Below are 16977 nucleotides of genomic sequence, written 5' to 3'. Positions count from 1 at the left end.
TTATTTTTTATCTCGCTCCATCGAGCGCTGACGTAAAAGTTTTTGTTGTTGATACAGTGCCGCCTTTATCAGTAAATCTTGATCAGATTCTCGGAGCATCTTGTATCTAAGCGTGATAATGAAATCTTGCTCTGAAGCATCACATTCTTCTACTTGAGCGTAACAGTAAATCGCCGCAGCAGGGTGATCGAGGAACAGTTTAACACGAACGAGTTGTTGAGTAGTTAACGCTGTATCTGAGCGGAAACTGAGTTGACTAGCACCAAACTGCGTCGTTTGATAGCGAATGGAGGCGTCATCTTGTTGTGAAAGCATAAAGCTCAACAAGAGGTTAAGTTTCGCGTTTTGCGTATCAAGCAAGTTGATCACATGCTTTAACTCTTTGTTTTTCAGCTCTAGACGCGCGTTGTCTGCCAACATATCTAAGTGACTAAATTCACTGGCGACAATAAATGGTGCTGGAATTTCGGAGGCAAATGTTTCTTCATCTGGCAAAGCAAAGTCCGCACTCAACGTTTCGACGTTGATGGTGAGGTTATGATGGACGGTAAAGTATTCTTGCTCTGTCATATAGTCGATCCTTTTGCCAGTGAGCGCTCCCTGTTCACTCAACAAACAAAGAGAAATAGGGCACTGATTATCGCTAACTGAATGAAGTTATCAAGTTTAGCCGATTTGTCCTTGAACTTTTTGCCCTAAATACAGACTTATTGCATGTCGTTGACAAATTTAGCGATTCTCTTGTCTTCTTAATGAGAAGAGTAAGGTAAGATAATCCGCTAAAGCTTTATATCAAAACAACCAGTTGGTTTGTCTTATATGTATCATCCTATCTCATTGTTTATTGGCTTAAGGTATCTTCGGGGACGCTCTGGAGATAGGTTCAGCCGATTTGTTTCTTATATGTCGACGGCGGGTATTACGATCGGTGTAATGGCGTTGGTGACGGTTCTTTCTGTGATGAACGGGTTTGAATCGCAGTTAAAAGAACGCATTTTAGGTGTGCTACCTCATGCCGTGGTTTCGCAACACGATGGAAAAACGCCTATGACCGAGTCTGCCCCTCCATTTGTTCAAGCGATGTCGAGTGAATCTCAGCCGGAGCCTATCGTTAGAGGAGAGGCTGTTATTCAGAGTTCTGCACAGCTGACGGCTGGTTACCTCATCGGTATTGAACCTAAGAAAGGCGATCCGATTAGCAACCATTTGATTGCCGGACGATTATCGTCACTTCATGCAGGTGACTACAATGTATTTTTGGGTCACAGTTTGGCGCGTTCACTAAAGGTCTCAATCGGGGATAAAGTACGCTTGATGGTGACCAACGCGACGCAGTTTACCCCACTTGGTCGTATTCCTAGCCAGCGAAACTTTACTGTCTCAGGCATTTTCAATACGGGATCGGACGTTGATGGTCAATTAATGATTGTGAACATGACGGATGCATCTAAGCTGATGCGTTTCCCTAAAGACACGGTTTCTGGTTGGCGTGTCTTTTTCTCTGACCCATTTATGGTGACGGATTTTGCTGACCAACCCATGCCTGATGGATGGGAATGGAGTGATTGGCGCGAACAGCGTGGTGAGCTTTTCCAAGCGGTGAAAATGGAAAAGAACATGATGGGACTTATGCTAGGTCTAATTGTGGGTGTCGCTGCATTCAATATTATCTCCGCTTTAATCATGGTGGTAATGGAGAAGCAATCAGAAGTCGCAATATTGAAAACTCAAGGCATGACTCAATCTCAAGTGATGACCATTTTCATGGTGCAAGGTGCAAGCAGTGGTGTAATTGGCGCGATTGTTGGTGGCGCTGCGGGCGTGATCTTGTCACTTAATCTAAATGCGATTCTTGAATCTGCTGGTGTGGCGCTATTCAGCTTTGGTGGTCATCTACCCATCTTGATTGATTCACTCCAAATTCTTTTAGTGGTGGTGTTGGCGATTGCTCTTAGCCTTGCTGCTACGCTTTATCCTTCTTATCGAGCATCTTCTGTTAAACCTGCTGAGGCACTTCGCTATGAATAAGCTATTAGAATGTCGTGATATTCGTAAAGTCTACCGAGAGGGTTCGTTAGATACGGAAGTGTTGAAAGGCGTAAGTTTCGATATCGACAAAGGGGAGTTGGTTTCTATTGTTGGCTCTTCTGGTTCGGGAAAAAGTACCTTATTGCATATTTTAGGTGCGTTAGATGACGCAACTCATGGTGAAGTTGATTTTCTAGGGCAAAACCTATCAGCTTTGAGCTCGAACAAACAGGCGGCATTACGCAACAAGCACCTTGGTTTTGTATACCAGTTTCATCACTTGTTGGCTGACTTTACTGCGCTTGAAAATGTGGCGATGCCACTGATGATTGGCGGTGCTAAAGTAGCGGATGCAAAACAGGCGGCTAAAGCGCTGTTAGATAAAGTTGGTTTGAGTCATCGGATGCAACATAGACCCTCCGAGTTATCGGGCGGTGAGCGTCAGCGTGTTGCGATTGCGCGTGCATTGGTGAATAAACCTGATCTGGTCTTGGCTGATGAACCTACGGGGAACTTAGATCACAATACGGCACTGTCTATCTATGATTTGATGCGCGAGCTCAATAAAGAGTCAAACATTGCATTTTTGGTTGTCACGCATGACAAAGAGCTGGCAGCAAAAATGGATCGTCAAATGCACATGCAAGATGGTTTGCTCGTAGATCGTTTTGTGACTGATACAGCATCTGCGGAGGGCTAGTTTTGTTTACCTCTTTAGCTTTGATGATTGGTGGTCGCTTCAGTCGAGCGAAAAAGCGCAACAAGATGGTGTCTTTCATATCGCTTTCTTCGACCATTGGTATTGCGGTTGGCGTTGCTGTGATCATTATCGGTTTGTCTGCAATGAATGGCTTTGAGCGCGAGCTGCAATCGCGTGTGTTGTCTGTGATTCCACACGGCGAGTTAGAAGGTGTTAATGGACCACTTCAGGACTACACCAAAACGATGAATCAAGCTCTAAAACATGAACATGTTGTTGCGGCAGCACCGTACGTTCGTTTTACGGGCTTGGCAGAAAAAGGCAGTAAGCTAAAAGCGATAGAAGTTCGTGGTGTAGAGCCTACTTTCGAGCAAGCGGTGTCGAGCTTATCGAATTTTATTGACCAAGCAGCTTGGCAAAACTTTTATGCCGGTCAGCAGCAAGTGATCTTAGGCCGAGGTGTAGCAAACGAGCTAAATGTCGCCGTGGGGGATTATGTTACGTTAATGATTCCGCAAACAGGCGGCGCAAATAAAGTGCAGGCTCCTAAGCGTGTGCGCGTGAAGGTGTCAGGGTTCTTAACGTTGAATGGCCAAATCGACCACTCTCTAGCGTTAGTACCATTAGCTGATGCGCAGCAATACGCGAGGTTAGGGGAAGGGGTCACAGGCATTTCACTAAAAACTGACGATGTTCTCAATGCGCCTTCTATTGTTCGCGAGGTTGGTAGCATGGTTGATGTTTACGTGTATTTGAAAAGCTGGCAGCAAAAGTTTGGTTTTTTGTATCGCGATATTCAGCTCGTGCGCACCATTATGTACTTGGTGATGGTACTGGTGATTGGCGTGGCATGTTTTAATATTGTGTCTACGTTGATGATGGCAGTGAAAGACCGAGCGGCGGAAATTGCAATTTTGCGAACAATGGGAGCAAAAGATAGCCTAATCAAACGGATCTTTGTTTGGCAAGGTGTATTCTCTGGTGTATTTGGCAGTCTCGTCGGCAGTGTTATCGGTGTCTTAGTGGCGTTAAACCTGACTCCGTTAATTAAAGGGTTAGAGAGCTTAATTGGTCATCAGTTTTTATCGGGTGATATTTACTTCGTCGACTTCTTACCATCACAACTACACTGGCCAGATGTGGCATTGGTGTCAGTGACGGCTATAGTGCTTAGTTTACTTGCGACGTGGTATCCTGCTTCGCGTGCCGCAAGGTTGAATCCGGCGGCTGTACTGAGTTCTAAATAGCTGATTGTTTTACAGTATGCGAAAAACAAAAAGGACCGAATTCGGTCCTTTTTTGTATTTATCCGACTTGAGTAACATCGCGTTTCATTCTAACTGTTAGATGCCCCTCAACTGATAGCTCAAATGCTGATTTTTACGCAGTAAGGTCTTATCTTATTTTGCGTTTTTGCCAGCTCCGTACCACTGAGTAGCGCCAAAGCCCTCGAATTCCGAAGTAGCCAATAATCGCGGATACAACCCCACAAATTGCGCAGCCCAATAGAAATGGAGGTCCAATGGTGCTCATTTGCTGCATGATGAATTCCCACGATAGTTCAAAGTGAAAAGGTTGCGGGGGAAGACGCATCACTAGAGCACCTAGCTTGTACGCAAAGTAAAATAGCACAGGCATAGTGATAGGATTGCTGATCCATACCAAAGCGACGGAGAGGGGCAGATTGACACCCAACATAATGGCCAAACCAGCGGCCATGATCATTTGGCTCGGCAGCGGAACAAAAGCCATAAATAACCCGACAGCAAAAGCCCCTGATGCCGAGCGGCGGTTTAAGCACCACAAGTTTGGGTTGTACAACACATTGCCGAAGACCTTCAATGCTTTTTGGCGTTTGATCAATTCATGATCTGGCATGAAGCGTTTTATCAGCTTTCTAGGCATAGGACAGCATGACTCTCTCAGAAAAAAGTTGGACCTTGGCGTTATTTGTAGCGAGCGTAATCTCGTCAGCTTGGTGGCCGACAATACCAGATTGGCGTTGGTTGCTGCTGGGAATAATAACCACTGGCTCAATAATCAAATTACGTCGTGGCTTAATTAGCATAGGCGCAATTGCGGGCTTTATGGTTGTCATCGTCCACGGCAATGTATTGGAGTCTCAGAGACAAGCCCTTTTTCAAGCAGGGGAGAATATTACCATAATTGGTAAAGTTGACAGCCCTTTTACGCAAATAAGTCACGGTTATGAAGGTATTGTCGCTATAGAAGCGGTAAATTCTCAAACTCTGTTACCTTTTCTTAAACCTAAAATCCGTCTTATTACGCCTTTTCCACTCGATGTTAACAGTGAGTTTACGACATCCATCTCGTTAAAGCCGATTACAGGTCTACGCAACGAAGCTGGCTTTGATGCTGAAAAGCACGCGATGGGTAAAAATATTATCGCCCGAGCGGTTGTTAACAAAGATGCTAAGTGGATTGTTCGTTCTAATGTATCTCTGCGTCAATCCATTATTGCCGATGTCGCTGATGATGTGTCTTCCCTTCATCATTTCTCGTTAATAAGTGCGTTAGTTTTTGCTGACCGTTCTTGGTTGTCTAAGGAAGATTGGCAAGCGCTCAGGGACAGTGGTTTACTGCATTTGGTCTCCATTTCTGGTTTACATATTGGTATGGCGTTTACTTTTGGGCTAGTCGTGGGCGGTACCGTTCGTTATCTATTACCCCAATACCAGTTGTTACCTAGCTTATATGGGCTGATCTTCGCTGTTGCCTACGCTTGGTTAGCGGATTTCTCTCTGCCTACTACGCGAGCAGTGTCGGTATGCGTTGTTTACGTTCTCCTGAAGTATACTCTGGTGCACTGGACTTCTTGGCGAGTTCTTTTGCTTGCAGTATCTCTACAACTGCTTGTCCAACCTTTTGCATCCTACAGTATGAGCTTTTGGTTATCGTACCTCTCCGTTTGTGCGGTATTGTTCGCAATTAATTTGATTCGACATCAAAGGGGAGGTTGGAAAGCGCGATTAAAAGCGTTATTGCTTACTCAATTGATGTTGAGCGCTTTAATCGTACCTGTTAGTGGCCATTTCTTCTCCGGTTTTAGTTTGTCCTCAATAGCCTACAACTTGGTATTTATTCCTTGGTTCGGATTTATCGTTGTACCTTTGATGTTTCTAGCCCTGTTCTCATCTTTGTTTCTTGAAATGATAGCGAAGCCTCTGTGGCATTTGGTGGACTGGTCATTACAGCCATTGAGCACGTCAATACAGTACGCAGTAGGTTCTTGGCAACCCATTAGCATGGAAATGACAATGCTGGTTATGGTGATAGTGGTTTGCTTAATATTTCAACGGTTCATGTCTCATTACGCGTGGTATTTGTTACTCGGCATCGTTATTAGTATCAAGTTTGCAGCGGAGTATGAACCGCATTGGCGTATCGATGTATTAGATGTAGGTCATGGCCTTGCAGTGGTTGTAGAAAAAGACGACAAGGTGTTGCTGTATGACACTGGTAAAGCATGGCAAAGCGGCAGTATCGCAGAGCAGGTCGTCACTCCGGTTTTGCATCAACGAGGTTATGAAAGCATAGATACACTGATTCTAAGCCATTCCGATAATGATCACGCAGGCGGCCGCTTTTTCATTGAAGATGCCTTTTCTCCACAGCGTAAACTTAGTAGTCAATTCTTTATCGAATATGAGCCTTGCACTAGAGGCGACCAATGGAAATGGCAAGGATTAAACATGGAAGTGCTCTGGCCTCCTGCACTTGTTCAACGTGCGTATAATCCGCACTCCTGTGTATTACGACTTACTGACCCTATTTCTAACTTTAGTATGCTTTTTACTGGTGATATTGAGGCCATTAGCGAGTGGATTTTGCTTAGAGAACCCGGAAAGTTACAAAGCGATGTGATGCTAGTCCCTCACCACGGGAGTAAAAGTTCATCGAATCCTCGATTTATTGAGGCGGTGAGCCCGAGTGTGGCAGTTGCTTCTTTAGCAAAAAACAATCGATGGGGAATGCCAGCGGAAAATGTCGTTGCTTCATACCGAAAGCTTGGCGTTACTTGGCTTGATACTGGTGAGGGTGGTCAGGTAAGCTTCTTTATTCACCGTGATAATTGGCGCTCAGAAACCAAACGTAGCGATACATTTGAGCCTTGGTATAGGCAGATGCTGCGTAGCGGAACTAATATAAAAAGACCTAATGTCGAATTAGGTCTGTAAGTTTTAGCTTTTTATTTTTAATATATCCAACCTGAATTTTTTATTCTTTTTTAATGGTAGTGTAAAACTAAATAGTTTCTTTTCACCATTTGGTCTGGCTAGTTGCTCTAAGCTAGAAAAGTAGTCTTCGAAAAACTCGGTCTTAAGTATACATTCTAACCACAAGTTAGCTTTTATAGAATCTAATTTGTTCCATGGTTTTACTCTTGATGCGTAATGGAGTTGAATCGGATTATCATATGCATCCAATAATTCTTCTTTAGTATAGTTAACCTCATCCACAAACTCTTTTCTGTCATACATACTATACACATAGTTACAAACCATGTTTCTTAAGGGTAATTTTCCAACTCTAGGGTGACAACAGAAGTTTAGAACGTCTTGTTCTGGCTGTATTAATCTGTGAGAGTTTTTTTCGAGGTAGTCTTTAAACCTTTTCTCTAAATTATCTTTTCTAATGAGATCGGCATTCATAAAAAAGTATCCAGCACCTATTTTCAGTTGGCTAATCTCTTCATTAGAAAAACTCTTTTTATAAACATCATTATAGCTTAGGATCTTATCTACGGAGAATACCCCTGATATATAATTATTATCATCGTTGTTATTATATTCTATAAAATCTTTTGAAATGTCATTTAAGTAAATAACATCGACATCAGATACGATCATTTTTTTATGTTCTTTAATTAAACTTGAAATACTAAGTTTGTAAAACATAGCTTTAGAGTAATGACCTTTTGTCTTTATGTTTTTCCAATCATTTTCAAAGTCGACATTTTCATTGAAATTAATGAAAATAAGTTCTGAGTTTTTGAATTTTTGTATGGTTTTTTTTAATTTTTCTTGATTTAGCAGCGTAATATCTTCATGTAAGACATATATCTGGTATTTGTAGTTTTTATCTGATTTCTCAAGCAAAGAATAGAATGCTACTGCAGCTGGAATAACATAGTTGTTATCAAAGCAATGAACAATGGGAATGACTTGCATATTTTTTATTGTAAATAAGAATGAACATATCAAGAGTATAGAGCGAAATATAAAAGACTAAAAGACTTTCTCTAAGTGGACATAACACATTTATTAATGTTTATCAGTAGATGAACAGGTACGATGGTCAAGTTTGCTTCACGATGAGGCTTGATCCCCCAATTTTCATATTTAAGATTGAATATCAGTTGAGTCAGAGTAGGTTAGCCAATGACACATTGGAGATCTACTGGGTAAAAGTGGCAGTCTTATACGTTAGCAAACTTAGTGTACGTTCTAGGGATAGGCATATGAGCGCTAACAGAGTAGAATGAATGCCTTAATGTAAGAAAACAAAGCACTTCTATGTCAACAAATACTGATGAAACGACTTGGCAGACGTTTAAGCGTCTCTGGCAATTTATACGCCTTTATAAATCTGGCCTAATCGTTGCTGTTTTAGCATTAGTTATTAATGCAATATCAGATACTTATATGATTTCCTTGCTAAAACCGCTACTCGATGAAGGTTTTGGGAACGCTGAGTCTGATTTTTTACGCACGCTTCCATTGATTATTTTTGCTATGATGTTCATTCGTGGCATAAGTGGATTTGTCTCCACCTACTGTTTGAGTTGGGTATCTGGCAACGTAGTTATGCAAGTCCGTCGCATGGTGTTCAATCACTTTATGCATATGCCGGTGTCTTACTTTGATAAGGAAAAGACGGGCAATTTATTGTCGCGTATAACCTACGACTCAGAGCAAGTGTCAGCGGCAACTAGCCAAGCGTTGGTGAGCATTGTCCGTGAAGGCGCAAGTATCATTGGTCTGTTAGTCTTGATGTTTTACAACAGCTGGCAATTGTCGCTAGTGCTGTTTGCTGTTGCTCCCGTTGTGGCATGGGGTATTGGTGTTGTTTCTAAACGTTTTAGAAAAATATCCAAAAATATGCAGACCATGATGGGTAACGTAACTGCATCAGCAGAGCAGATGCTGAAAGGCCATAAAGTTGTGTTGAGCTATGGCGGCCAAGACATCGAACGTCAACGATTTGAAAAAGTCAGCAACCAAATGCGTCAACAAAGCATGAAGTTGGTGACGGCTCAAGCGGCGGCTAACCCTATCATCCAAATGATTGCATCACTTGCAATTGTTGCCGTTCTTTATTTAGCAAGTATTGATTCGATTAAAGAGCAACTGACTCCAGGTACATTTACTGTTGTGTTCTCTGCAATGTTTGGTCTGATGCGCCCACTTAAAGCGCTGACTAACGTTACTTCTCAGTTCCAACGTGGTATGGCCGCGAGCCAAACGCTCTTCGCGTTAATTGACCTCGAGCCTGAGAAAAACGAAGGTAAGTTGACAGTTGAACGCGCAAATGGCGATGTTTCGGTTAAAAACGTAAGCTTTACTTACACTGGCGCAGAAAAACCAGCATTGGAAAATGTCAGCTTCGATATTCCAAGAGGAAAAACGGTGGCGCTAGTTGGCCGTTCTGGCTCAGGTAAAAGTACCATCGCGAACTTGTTCAACCGCTTCTATGATGTTGGCAGTGGATCTATCACATTAGATGGGCATGATATTCGTGATTACGAGCTAAAGAATTTACGTCAGCAATTTGCACTAGTATCGCAAAATGTTCATTTGTTTAATGACACGATAGCAAACAATATTGCGTACGCAACGGATGGCCAATACGAGCGCAGTGATATCGAGAAAGCGGCAACACTCGCGCATGCGATGGAGTTCATCAGTAAGATGGATGGCGGACTAGATGCGATGATTGGTGAAAATGGTGCTAGCTTGTCTGGTGGTCAACGCCAACGTGTTGCGATTGCGCGAGCTCTATTGCGTGATGCTCCAGTGCTAATTCTTGATGAGGCAACTTCAGCTTTGGATACTGAATCCGAGCGAGCTATTCAAGCTGCACTTGATGAGCTGCAAAAAGACAAAACGGTACTTGTAATAGCGCACCGCTTATCCACAATCGAGAAAGCCGATGAAATTCTTGTGGTTGATGATGGTGCCATCATTGAACGTGGCAACCACGCTGAGCTTATTGAGAAAAATGGTGCGTATGCACAATTGCACCGTATTCAGTTTGGTGAATAAGCGCGGTGATTGAAAAAATCTGGTTTGAAAGCCATCCAATAAAATATCTCTTGTGGCCGCTTTTGTGGCCACTGAGTTTATTATTTGGAGCGATAAGCAAGTCAAAGCGAAAGCAATACCAAACTGGCCGCAAGCAAGCTTATAATGCGCCTATACCTGTTGTTGTGGTTGGCAATATCACTGCTGGTGGCAATGGTAAAACACCAGTTGTTGTGTGGCTTGTTGAGCAACTACAGCAAATGGGCTTTAAGCCGGGGGTTGTTTCTCGTGGTTATGGGGCAAAGGCTCCTGCCTATCCGTTAGTGCTAAAAGAAGATACGCCAGCGAAGCATTGTGGCGATGAACCTAAGTTGATTCATCGCCGTACAGGAGCACCTGTTGCGGTAGATCCTGTGCGTTCAAATGCAGTGAAAGCACTGCTAGATTTGGATGTGGATATCATAATTACGGATGATGGATTACAACATTATGCGTTAGGCCGTGATATTGAGTTAGTGATTGTGGATGGGAATCGCCGGTTTGGGAATGAAAGCCTAATTCCATTAGGTCCTTTACGTGAAGGTATTGAGCGACTTAAAGAAGTCGACTTTATCATCACCAATGGCGGTCAAGCGCATACGGGCGAAATCGCAATGGCTTTAGCACCCTCTAAAGCTATTAATCTTAAGACTAAGCAACATGTGGATGTCTCGGAGTTGAAAGATCTCGTCGCATTTGCGGGCATTGGGCATCCTCCGCGTTTTTTTCATACACTAAACTCGATGAACGCAAATGTTAAAGTCACAAAAGGTTTTGCTGACCATCAAGACTTTGATCAACAAGAATTAGAAGCATTGGCTCAACAAGGGACCAATGTGATTATGACCGAGAAAGATGCCGTCAAGTGCAGCCATTATGCGCAAGATAATTGGTGGTATCTGCCTGTATCTGCCCAGTTTGAGTCAAACGATGCAGAGCAAATTTTAAATAGAATAAAAGAGGTTAAAGCGGCTTATGGATCACCGTCTACTTGAGATTGTAGCTTGCCCTGTTTGCAAAGGTAAGCTGACGTACGATAAAGATAATCAAGAGTTGATCTGCAAATTGGATCGCCTTGCTTACCCGATCAAAGAGGGTATTCCAGTTCTGCTAGAGCCTGAAGCTCGCGCTATGAGCATGGATGAGGGACGCTAATGTCTTTTACGGTTGTCATCCCTTCGCGCTACGCATCGAGCCGTTTGCCTGGTAAACCGCTAGCGGATATTGGTGGTAAGCCTATGGTTCAGTGGGTTTATGAACAAGCGCTACAAGCGGGTGCGGAAGATGTCATCGTTGCAACTGATGACGAGCGTGTTGCGAAAGCGGTTTCGTCATTTGGTGGTAAAGTTTGTATGACCTCTCCCCAGCACGAATCAGGTACGGAGCGTCTTGCAGAAGTTGTTGAAAAGATGGCTATTCCGTCAGACCACATTATTGTTAATGTGCAAGGGGATGAGCCTTTGATTCCGCCGTCCATCATTCGTCAGGTTGCTGATAACTTATCAGGGTGTGAAGCCCCGATGGCGACGTTAGCTGTAGAAATAGACTCGGAAGAGGAAGTGTTCAACCCGAACGCTGTTAAAGTTGTCGCAGATGAGCAAGGCTATGCGTTGTACTTTAGTCGAGCAACCATCCCTTGGGATCGCGATAACTTTGCTAAACAAGACAAAACCATTGCCAACCCATTAATGCGTCATATTGGTATTTATGCTTATCGAGCTGGTTTCATTAATACGTATGTCAACTGGGCACCAAGTGCATTAGAGCAGATTGAGTGTCTTGAGCAACTGCGAGTGCTTTGGTACGGTGAAAAAATTCATGTGGCGGTAGCGAAAGAAGCACCAGCGGCAGGGGTTGATACGCCCGAAGACCTAGAAGCCGTGCGCGCGATTGTTGCAAAGCAAGCGTAACAAATGCTCATATAGATTTAAGAATAAACAAGGCTCCTGAATTAGGAGCCTTTTTTGTTTTACTCGTATCGCGGTATTAGTTAAATGTTAGTGTCGTATTGGTTCCGTTTAGGGCAGGTCGCTAACACCTCTCGGTGACCGGTGTCTTTCACTTCTTGGAGAATGACATCAAAGCCCCATAATCGGTACACGTGCTTTAGAACTTCTTCGTAACTATCATCAAGTGGGATGCGGTTGTGAGGAACGTACTGCAACGTAAGCGATCGATCACCACGGACATCGACATTAAACACCTGAATGTTTGGCTCAAGATTAGATAAGTTATACTGAGCGGCTAAGGTTTCTCTAATGCGTTTATAACCCATCTCATCGTGTATAGCAGCGACTTCAATAAAGTTCTTATGGTCATCATCGTTGATCGCAAACAGCTTGAAATCACGCATTAATTTCGGAGAAAGGTATTGGCTAATAAAGCTTTCATCTTTGAAATTATGCATCGCGAAATGCACTGCATCTAACCAGTCGGTTCCTGCTAAATCTGGAAACCACTCCTTGTCCTCATCAGTTGGTTCTTCGCAGATACGCTTAATATCTCGGAACATGGCAAAGCCTAACGCGTAGGGGTTAATGCCATTAAAGTAAGGACTGTTATAAGGCGGCTGAGCCACGACACTGGTGTGGCTATGTAAGAACTCTAGAATGAACTTTTCAGACACCAAGCCCTCATCATAAAGATGGTTGAGTATGGTGTAGTGCCAGAACGTTGCCCAGCCTTCATTCATGACTTGCGTTTGTTTTTGCGGATAAAAATACTGACTGATCTTACGGACGATCCGAACAACTTCACGTTGCCATGGCTCTAGCAACGGCGCATGTTTTTCGAAGAAGTAGAGCAAGTTTTCCTGAGGCTCGCTTGGGAATCGCTCTTTAATGTCTTCCTCTTTCGTCTTGGCTGTTGGTACCGTGCGCCAAAGCTCATTAACTTGAGATTGTAGGTATGCTTCGCGTTCTTCTTGTCTTGCTTTTTCCTCTGTAATTGAGATTTTCTCTGGACGCTTGTAGCGGTCTACACCAAAGTTCATTAACGCGTGACAAGAGTCGAGCAGCTTTTCCACTTCTTTTACGCCATATCGTTCTTCACATTCGGCTAAGTACTTTTTGGCGAACAGCAGATAGTCGATAATAGAACTGGCGTCAGTCCACGTTTGGAATAGGTAATTACCTTTGAAAAAAGAGTTATGGCCGTAACACGCGTGTGCTATCACGAGTGCTTGCATTGTTACCGTATTTTCTTCCATCAAATAAGCAATACAAGGGTCGGAGTTAATCACAATCTCGTAGGCTAGCCCCATTTGACCATGTTTATAGTTCTGCTCTGTTTGAATGAATTTTTTACCAAATGACCAGTGGTTGTAATTGATTGGCATGCCGATGCTTGAATAGGCATCCATCATCTGTTCTGAAGTAATCACTTCTATTTGGTTAGGGTAAGTGTCTAGGCGATAATGCTCCGCGACACGCTTAATTTCTTTGTGGTATCGCTCTAACAGCTCAAATGTCCAATCTGGTCCATCTGGCAACACTTTACTGTTACGCTTCTTAGGCGCCTCTCCTGAGAGGTTTCTCGTTGCGGTATTCATCGCTAGCCTCCTTACGCCGTTTCTTTTTGGAATAGTTCACGAAAGACTGGGAAAATATCCTCCACAGAGCGAATGTTTTTCATTGCGAAATTAGGAAACTCTTCAGTGAGTTTTTCGTACTCATGCCATAGAGTTTGGTGCGAGCGCCGCGTGATCTCTATGTAAGAGTAGTACTGACAGTTTGGAAGTAATTTGTTCACTAACAGATCCCGGCATCTTGGCGAATCATCTGCCCAGTTGTCACCGTCGGATGCTTGAGCTGCATATATGTTCCACTGACCAATCGGGTATCGCTCTTTTACTATTTCATCCATTAACTTGAGCGCGCTAGATACAATGGTACCCCCGGTTTCTTGTGAATAGAAAAATTCGTGCTCGTCCACTTCCTTCGCTTGGGTATGGTGGCGGATAAAGACGACTTCGACATTCTCGTAGGTACGAGTTAAGAACAAGTACAAAAGAACATAGAAGCGTTTTGCGATGTCTTTCGTTGCCTGGTCCATCGAACCGGATACGTCCATTAGACAGAACATGACCGCTTGGCTTGATGGTACCGGGCGTTTCTCATAGTTCTTGAAGCGTAAGTCGAAGGTATCGATGAACGGCACGCTTTCGATTTTCTTGCGCAGTTCTTCAATTTCAGCCTTCAAGCGGTTCTCTTCAAACTGCTGAGCAGGTTCAATATTTTTGATGCGAGCAAGTTCGTCTTCTAACTCTTTAAGAAGTCGTTTCTTACCAGCAGTCATTGCAGTACGGCGCGCAAGAGATTGTTGCAGAGAACGTACTACGGCGATATTGGAAGGGATACCGGCAGTTTGAAAGCCTGCACGGTGCGTTTTCCATTCTGTGATTTTGGCAATTTGGTTTTTTTCTAGATTAGGCAGCTCGAGATCTTCGAACAAAATATCGAGGTACTCATCTTTTGATATTTGGAATACAAATTCGTCTTGGCCTTCTCCATCTGGACTGGCGTTCCCTTCTCCAGAGCCGCTACCTTGACCGCCACCTTTGGGACGCTCAATCTTATCACCAGTAATGAATTGGTCGTTACCGGGATGAACTCGTTCGCGAACACCACCTTTGCCTTGATGAAATATAGGCTCATTGATGTCTTTGTGAGGGATAGAGACGTCTTCGCCCGTTTCCGTATTCGTAATCGAGCGTCGATTCACTGCGTCTGCTACCGACTCTTTTATTTGCTCTTTGTGGCGCTTCAAGAAGCGCTGTCGATTAACAGCGCTCTTGTTCTTGCCATTGAGCCTTCGGTCTATAAATTGCGCCATGAAATAGCCCTCTTCATGTTTCACAAGCGACCTAACTCAATACTGGGTTAGGATGACTTACGTACTCGTAGGTACCACTCAGAAAGTAGGCGAACCTGTTTCTCGGTATAGCCTTTTTCCATCATGCGAGCGACAAAGTCGTCGTGCTTCTTCTGATCTTCAGAAGAGGTTTTCGCATTAAATGAGATAACCGGAAGTAGCTCTTCGGTATTGGAGAACATTTTCTTCTCGATTACTGTGCGCAGTTTTTCGTAGCTGGTCCAAACCGGGTTTTGACCATTGTTATTCGCTTTCGCACGAAGCACAAAGTTAACGATTTCGTTTCGGAAATCTTTCGGGTTAGAAATACCAGCTGTTTTTTCGATCTTCTCTAGCTCAGCATTCAGTGAAGAGCGATCAAATAGCTGACCAGTTTCTGGATCTCGGTACTCTTGATCTTGAATCCAGAAGTCTGCATAGGTGACATATCGATCGAAGATGTTTTGGCCGTATTCAGAGTAAGACTCAAGATAAGCGGTCTGAATCTCTTTACCGATAAATTCAACGTATCGAGGTACTAGGTAGCCTTTCAAGAACTCGAGATATTTCTCTGCTGTTTCAGCAGGGAACTGTTCGCGCTCAACCTGTTGTTCAATCACATAGAATAGATGTACAGGGTTGGCTGCCACTTCGGTTTGGTCGAAGTTAAATACGCGTGACAAAATCTTAAAGGCAAAACGTGTTGAGAGACCGTTCATGCCTTCATCGACACCAGCATAATCACGATACTCTTGATAGCTTTTTGCCTTTGGATCCGTATCTTTCAGCGTTTCACCGTCGTATACGCGCATCTTAGAGAAGATGGACGAGTTCTCAGGCTCTTTAAGTCGAGAAAGAATACTGAATTGTGCCAGAGTCTCGAGCGTGCTTGGTGAACAAGGGGCTTGAGACAACTCACTGTTTTCAAGAAGTTTTTGGTAGATTTTGACTTCTTCTGAAACACGTAGACAGTAAGGTACTTTCACAATATAAACACGGTCCAAGAACGCTTCATTGTTCTTGTTGTTACGGAAGGTCTGCCACTCAGATTCGTTTGAGTGAGCCAGAATCATACCGTCGAATGGAATCGCAGAAAGGCCTTCTGTGCCGTTGAAGTTGCCTTCTTGCGTTGCTGTTAACAGCGGGTGAAGCACTTTGATTGGTGCTTTGAACATCTCAACGAATTCCATTAAACCTTGGTTTGCTTTACACAGCGCACCGGAGTAGCTGTAAGCGTCTGGATCGTCTTGCGAATAGTGTTCAAGCTTACGAATATCGACTTTACCAACCAATGATGAGATATCTTGGTTGTTTTCATCGCCTGGTTCAGTTTTGGCAATACCGATTTGGTCAAGGATAGAAGGGCGTACTTTCACTACTTTAAATTTGGTGATATCACCACCAAACTCGTGAAGACGTTTAGCGGCCCAAGGAGACATTATCGAGCGAAGATAACGGTGCTCGATGCCGTATTCTTTTTTCAAAATATCGCCATCTTCTGTGGCTTTGAATAGGCAGAATGGATGGTCATTCACTGGGCTGCGTTCGCCGTTAGCAGTAAGAACATAAATAGGCATCTGTTCCATCAGAGCCTTAAGCTTTTCTGCAAGCGAAGACTTACCGCCACCTACAGGGCCGAGTAGGTAAAGAATCTGCTTACGCTCTTCTAGGCCTTGCGCCGCATGTTTTAGGTAAGACACAATTTGTTCTATGGCATCTTCCATGCCATAAAAGTCTTTAAAGGTTTCATAACGAGAGATAACACGATTCGAGAAGATTCGGCTTAGTCTCGGATCCTTTGCCGTATCGATTATCTCTGGTTCACCAATCGCCATCAGTAGGCGTTCTGCTGCATTAGCATAAGCGCTTTTGTCATCTTTACACAGGGCTAAAAACTCCTGTAACGACATCTCTTCATCTTTTGCAGCTTCATATCTTGATTGATAGTGGTCGAAAATACTCATGTCGCTTTCCCCTTTAATAGTCAGTCTACCGACGAACGTTGATTCAGGCTTTCCACCAACAGTTATGCTCGTTGTTGTTTGAATATACGTCCTGTTATCACATTTGGTTCGTACAGAATGTAAGATTGGC

General features: G+C 43.6%; 14 protein-coding genes. 8 read left to right on the top strand and 6 right to left on the bottom strand.

The window, feature by feature from the left end:
- Positions 1-570 carry a hypothetical protein gene (locus tag J4N40_RS11630; protein WP_017634743.1) on the bottom strand — a complete coding sequence of 190 codons (570 nt, stop codon included), beginning with the start codon at positions 568-570 and terminating at the stop codon, positions 1-3.
- 249 nt (positions 571-819) lie between these two features.
- Between J4N40_RS11630 and lolC the strand changes: the two genes are divergently transcribed.
- From lolC to lolE, 3 genes are read left to right on the top strand one after another with little or no spacing between them, the layout of a single operon-like run.
- Complete coding sequence (gene lolC, locus J4N40_RS11625) at positions 820-2028, top strand: lipoprotein-releasing ABC transporter permease subunit LolC (protein WP_017820015.1); 1209 nt, start codon at positions 820-822, stop codon at positions 2026-2028.
- On the top strand, positions 2021-2728 hold the full coding sequence (lolD, locus tag J4N40_RS11620; RefSeq protein WP_005378457.1) for a lipoprotein-releasing ABC transporter ATP-binding protein LolD: 708 nt from the start codon (positions 2021-2023) through the stop codon (positions 2726-2728). The genes lolC and lolD overlap by 8 nt, the downstream gene beginning before the upstream one ends.
- 2 nt (positions 2729-2730) lie before the next feature.
- Entirely contained in the window at positions 2731-3975 is a 1245-nt protein-coding gene (gene lolE / locus J4N40_RS11615) for a lipoprotein-releasing ABC transporter permease subunit LolE (protein WP_033905042.1), read from the top strand.
- Positions 3976-4123: 148 nt separating this feature from the next.
- Here lolE and J4N40_RS11610 read toward each other — a convergent pair whose 3' ends face one another.
- A complete protein-coding gene (locus J4N40_RS11610; RefSeq protein ID WP_005387834.1) occupies positions 4124-4633 on the bottom strand; it encodes a DUF2062 domain-containing protein in 510 nt (169 codons plus the stop codon).
- 8 nt (positions 4634-4641) lie between these two features.
- On the opposite strand from J4N40_RS11610, the gene J4N40_RS11605 reads away from it, so the two are divergent.
- Complete coding sequence (locus J4N40_RS11605; RefSeq protein ID WP_171345293.1) at positions 4642-6927, top strand: DNA internalization-related competence protein ComEC/Rec2; 2286 nt, start codon at positions 4642-4644, stop codon at positions 6925-6927.
- 3 nt (positions 6928-6930) lie between these two features.
- On the opposite strand, the gene J4N40_RS11600 is transcribed toward J4N40_RS11605, so the two are convergent.
- Complete coding sequence (locus J4N40_RS11600; protein ID WP_033905043.1) at positions 6931-7920, bottom strand: glycosyltransferase family 8 protein; 990 nt, start codon at positions 7918-7920, stop codon at positions 6931-6933.
- A gap of 345 nt (positions 7921-8265) precedes the next feature.
- Between J4N40_RS11600 and msbA the strand changes: the two genes are divergently transcribed.
- From msbA to kdsB, 4 genes are read left to right on the top strand one after another with little or no spacing between them, the layout of a single operon-like run.
- Entirely contained in the window at positions 8266-10014 is a 1749-nt protein-coding gene (msbA, locus tag J4N40_RS11595) for a lipid A ABC transporter ATP-binding protein/permease MsbA (RefSeq protein ID WP_033905044.1), read from the top strand.
- A gap of 5 nt (positions 10015-10019) precedes the next feature.
- Positions 10020-11027, top strand: coding sequence for a tetraacyldisaccharide 4'-kinase (lpxK, locus tag J4N40_RS11590; protein ID WP_017634739.1), 1008 nt, complete (start codon positions 10020-10022; stop codon positions 11025-11027).
- Complete coding sequence (locus J4N40_RS11585) at positions 11008-11187, top strand: Trm112 family protein (RefSeq protein ID WP_009707122.1); 180 nt, start codon at positions 11008-11010, stop codon at positions 11185-11187. The genes lpxK and J4N40_RS11585 overlap by 20 nt, the downstream gene beginning before the upstream one ends.
- A complete protein-coding gene (gene kdsB / locus J4N40_RS11580; RefSeq protein WP_017634738.1) occupies positions 11187-11942 on the top strand; it encodes a 3-deoxy-manno-octulosonate cytidylyltransferase in 756 nt (251 codons plus the stop codon). Before J4N40_RS11585 ends, kdsB begins: the two co-directional genes overlap by 1 nt.
- An 80-nt stretch (positions 11943-12022) precedes the next feature.
- Here the strand turns inward: kdsB and J4N40_RS11575 are convergent, their stop codons facing one another.
- Genes J4N40_RS11575 through J4N40_RS11565 form a run of 3 tightly spaced genes read right to left on the bottom strand, consistent with a single transcriptional unit; the run spans position 12023 to position 16847 of the window.
- Positions 12023-13582, bottom strand: a complete 1560-nt coding sequence (locus tag J4N40_RS11575; RefSeq protein ID WP_005378449.1) for a SpoVR family protein — start codon at positions 13580-13582, stop codon at positions 12023-12025.
- Positions 13583-13593: 11 nt separating this feature from the next.
- Positions 13594-14865, bottom strand: coding sequence for a YeaH/YhbH family protein (locus J4N40_RS11570; RefSeq protein ID WP_005378448.1), 1272 nt, complete (start codon positions 14863-14865; stop codon positions 13594-13596).
- Between the two features lie 47 nt (positions 14866-14912).
- Positions 14913-16847, bottom strand: coding sequence for a PrkA family serine protein kinase (locus J4N40_RS11565; RefSeq protein WP_005378447.1), 1935 nt, complete (start codon positions 16845-16847; stop codon positions 14913-14915).
- Between the last annotated feature and the right edge of the window lie 130 nt (positions 16848-16977).

It is taken from the genome of Vibrio sp. SCSIO 43097 (assembly GCF_023650755.1).
GTDB classification, from domain to species: Bacteria; Pseudomonadota; Gammaproteobacteria; order Enterobacterales; family Vibrionaceae; genus Vibrio; species Vibrio alginolyticus.
This window is presented reverse-complemented; position numbering and strand designations above follow the sequence as displayed.